Source organism: Parvibaculum sp. (assembly GCF_040882025.1).
GTDB lineage: Bacteria > Pseudomonadota > Alphaproteobacteria > Parvibaculales > Parvibaculaceae > Parvibaculum.
In genome coordinates this window covers 58,691-61,654 of the sequence record NZ_JBBECC010000182.1, presented here as the reverse complement: position 1 = coordinate 61,654, position 2,964 = coordinate 58,691, and the positions used below count along the sequence as shown (strand labels likewise).

At 63.3% G+C, this 2,964-nt stretch carries 3 protein-coding genes; all 3 read left to right on the top strand.

Annotated elements, in window-relative coordinates; genetic code table 11:
• The first annotated feature begins 364 nt into the window (after positions 1-364).
• Genes phnC through phnE form a run of 3 tightly spaced genes read left to right on the top strand, consistent with a single transcriptional unit; the run spans position 365 to position 2,867 of the window.
• On the top strand, positions 365-1,165 hold the full coding sequence (gene phnC, locus WEB61_RS13570; protein WP_368064875.1) for a phosphonate ABC transporter ATP-binding protein: 801 nt from the start codon (positions 365-367) through the stop codon (positions 1,163-1,165).
• 12 nt (positions 1,166-1,177) lie between these two features.
• Positions 1,178-2,059: a phosphate/phosphite/phosphonate ABC transporter substrate-binding protein gene (gene phnD / locus WEB61_RS13565; RefSeq protein WP_368064874.1), complete on the top strand. Its 882-nt coding sequence runs from the start codon at positions 1,178-1,180 to the stop codon at positions 2,057-2,059.
• A gap of 4 nt (positions 2,060-2,063) precedes the next feature.
• On the top strand, positions 2,064-2,867 hold the full coding sequence (gene phnE / locus WEB61_RS13560) for a phosphonate ABC transporter, permease protein PhnE (protein ID WP_368064873.1): 804 nt from the start codon (positions 2,064-2,066) through the stop codon (positions 2,865-2,867).
• The last annotated feature ends 97 nt before the right edge of the window (positions 2,868-2,964 follow it).

Sequence of the window (2,964 nt, the reverse complement as noted above, 5' to 3'; positions counted from 1 at the left end):
TTCCTTGATTGCCGTTAGTTGGAGATCACCCCCGATTGAAGGGGGACTGCACCGGGGTTTCTGTATTACCGCTCCTGCTGATTGGAGTTCGCGTGTACCGCCACAAGAAAAACCCCTCCCGAAATTCGGGAGGGGTTTTCATGTCTCTCGGAAAGTGATGGCGGTTCCTACCGCGCTTCGATCAGCCCGCGCGTTTCGGCTTTGTCAGGGGGAATTCAATGCAACCCCCAAACCCCCTCCCCCAATTGTCACAAAAGTTTCGAAAACCCGTCATCCAGGGGTCACGCGCCACCTTTAGACCGGCTCTACCGATCAAAACCGCCTTTCGTTCGGTTTTGGCAATCATTCGGCGGAGGCGGTTTTCATGCTCGATCTCGACAATGTAACGGTGCGCTACGGCAATCGGGTGACGGCGCTGGAAGCGGCGACCGCGGATTTTCCGGTCGGCCGCTTCATCGTGCTGCTCGGCTCGTCGGGCGCCGGCAAGTCGACCCTGCTGCGCTGTCTGAACGGCCTTGTCCGGCCGACCTCAGGCAAGGTCCGGACGGAAGACGGCGGCAACATTCTCGGCAGTATCGCCGCGCTGCGCCGCCACCGCCAGCGCACCGGCATGATCTTCCAGCAGCATCACCTGATCGGCCGCCTGACGGCCCTGCAGAACGTGCTGACCGGCCGCCTCTCCTTCCACGGCACCTTGCGGTCGCTCCTGCCCCTGCCCAAAGCGGACAAGATCATCGCGCTGGAGGCGCTTGATCGCGTCGGCCTTGCCGACCGCGCGCTGCACCGGGCGGATCAACTGTCGGGCGGCCAGCAGCAGCGTGTTGGCATCGCCCGCGCCCTGGCGCAACAGCCGCTCGCTATTCTGGCCGACGAACCCGTCGCCTCGCTCGATCCCGCCACCGCCGACAAGGTGCTGGCGCTCCTTCATCGCATTTGCCGCGAAGACGGCATCACCGCCATCGTCAGCCTTCACCAGGTTGAGCTTGCCCGGCGTTACGGCGACCGGATCTACGGCCTCGCCGCCGGCCGCATTGTTTTCGACGGCACCTCCGACACGCTCGATGCCGCTGCTCTCGAACGGATTTACGGAACGGTGGCCAAGCCCGTGCCCCGGCCCCAGCCCGATCTCAACTCCGCCCCTCTCAAGATGGCCAAAACAGCTTAAAGGACCCAACCGATGAACTTGTCCCTGACCCGGCGATCCATGATCGTCTCCCTCGTCGCCGCCGCGGCGGCCTTCTCGCCGCTCGTGGCCGAGGCGCAAAACCCCGATCCCGACACGCTGCGCGTCGCGCTGCTGCCCGACGAAAACGCGGCCACGCTGATCCAGAACGCGCAGCCCCTGAAGGATTATCTCGCGAAGACGCTCGACAGGAAAATCGAGATCATCGTCACGACCGACTACTCATCCATGATCGAGGCCATGCGCTTCGGCCGCATTGAGATCGGCTATTTCGGCGGTTTTTCCTATGTGCTGGCGAAGTCGAAGGCGCCTGAGATCGAAGCCTTCGCGGTCGGTGTCGAGAAGGGCAAGCCGACCTACAACTCGATCCTGATCGCGACGGCGGACGGTCCGGTCAAGTCGCTTGCCGATATCAAGGGCAATCCCTTCGGCTTCGGCGACCAGGCTTCCACGTCGAGTCACCTTGCCCCGCGTGCCTACCTCGTCAAGAACGGCCTCGTCGGCGATACGGATTACAAGGTCGTGCATCTGGGTACGCATGACGGCGTCGCCCGGGCCGTTCAGAATGGCCAGATTCCCGCAGGCGCCCTTTCGGAACAGATTTATCGCGCGCTCGTCGCTCGCGGCACTATCGACGAAAGCAAGCTTATTCAGATCGGTCTCAGCGACCCCATCCCCAACTATCCCCTGACCATGCAGGGCTACCTTGCGTCCGAGCTGAAGGAAAAAATCCGCGAGGCCTTCCTCGATCTCAAGGACCCGGAAATCCTCCAGTCTTTCCGTGTCGAGGGCTTTGCGGAGACCGACGATGCGGCCTACGACGTGCTTCGCGACACCGCGCAGATGCTCAACCTCGAACTCGCGAAGATGAACTGAGCCGATGAGCATGTCGCAAACCTACGCGACGATCCTGGCCGAAGAGCGCCGCGGTGGCATTCGCCGCGCGGCGCTCGCCGCCACGGTCGTTACCGTCTGCATTGCAGCCCTCTGGATCACAGGCTTTTTCGACAGCCAGCGTTTTCTCGACGGCATCCCCGCCCTCGCCCAGCTTGGCTCCGAAATGGTGCCGCCCGACTTCGGGCGCTGGCAGCACTGGCTGCGGCCGCTGCTCGACACGCTCGCCATGTCGATTGCGGGCACGGTGCTTGCTGTCGTCATCTCTTTGCCGCTCGCGGTGCTGGCCGCGCCCAACACCTCGCCCAACGCGGTCGTCTATCAGTTCACGCGGACGATACTGGCCTTTCTGCGCTCGATACCGGAAATCATCCTCGGCGTGCTCTTCGTCGCCGCGGTCGGCTTCGGTGCCCTGCCCGGTGTCCTCGCGCTGGCGCTCCATTCGGTCGGTATGGTCGGCAAGTTCTACGCCGAAGCGATCGAACACGTCGATCCGAAGCCGCTGGAGGCCGCGCGTGCGGCGGGCGCGACGCGCCTTCAGGTTATCACCCATGCGGTGTTGCCGCAGGTCTTTCCGCAACTGGCCGACATCACGCTTTACCGCTGGGAGTATCACTTCCGCGCTTCGGCCGTTCTCGGCATCGTCGGTGCCGGCGGCATCGGCTTCGAGCTGATGGCGGCGCTGCGCCTGATCGCCTATGACCAGGTATCGGCGATCCTCTTGTCGATCCTCGCTTGCGTCGTCGTTGTCGACGCGCTGGGCGCCCGTCTGCGCAAGGCACTGAAATAACATGGCGGACAAACAGAAAATCGTCGTCACCAACCGCGTCTTCCCCGAGACGCGGGCCTTGCTCGAAGCGCATGCGCATCTCGTCGTCAACGAAGGC

What these genes read in the sequence shown, in the direction of transcription:
- phnE (WP_368064873.1), top strand. Translation starts at nt 2,064, where the DNA reads ATGAGCATGTCGCAAACCTACGCGACGATCCTGGCCGAAGAGCGCCGC.
- phnD (WP_368064874.1), top strand. Translation starts at nt 1,178, where the DNA reads ATGAACTTGTCCCTGACCCGGCGATCCATGATCGTCTCCCTCGTCGCC.
- phnC (WP_368064875.1), top strand. Translation starts at nt 365, where the DNA reads ATGCTCGATCTCGACAATGTAACGGTGCGCTACGGCAATCGGGTGACG.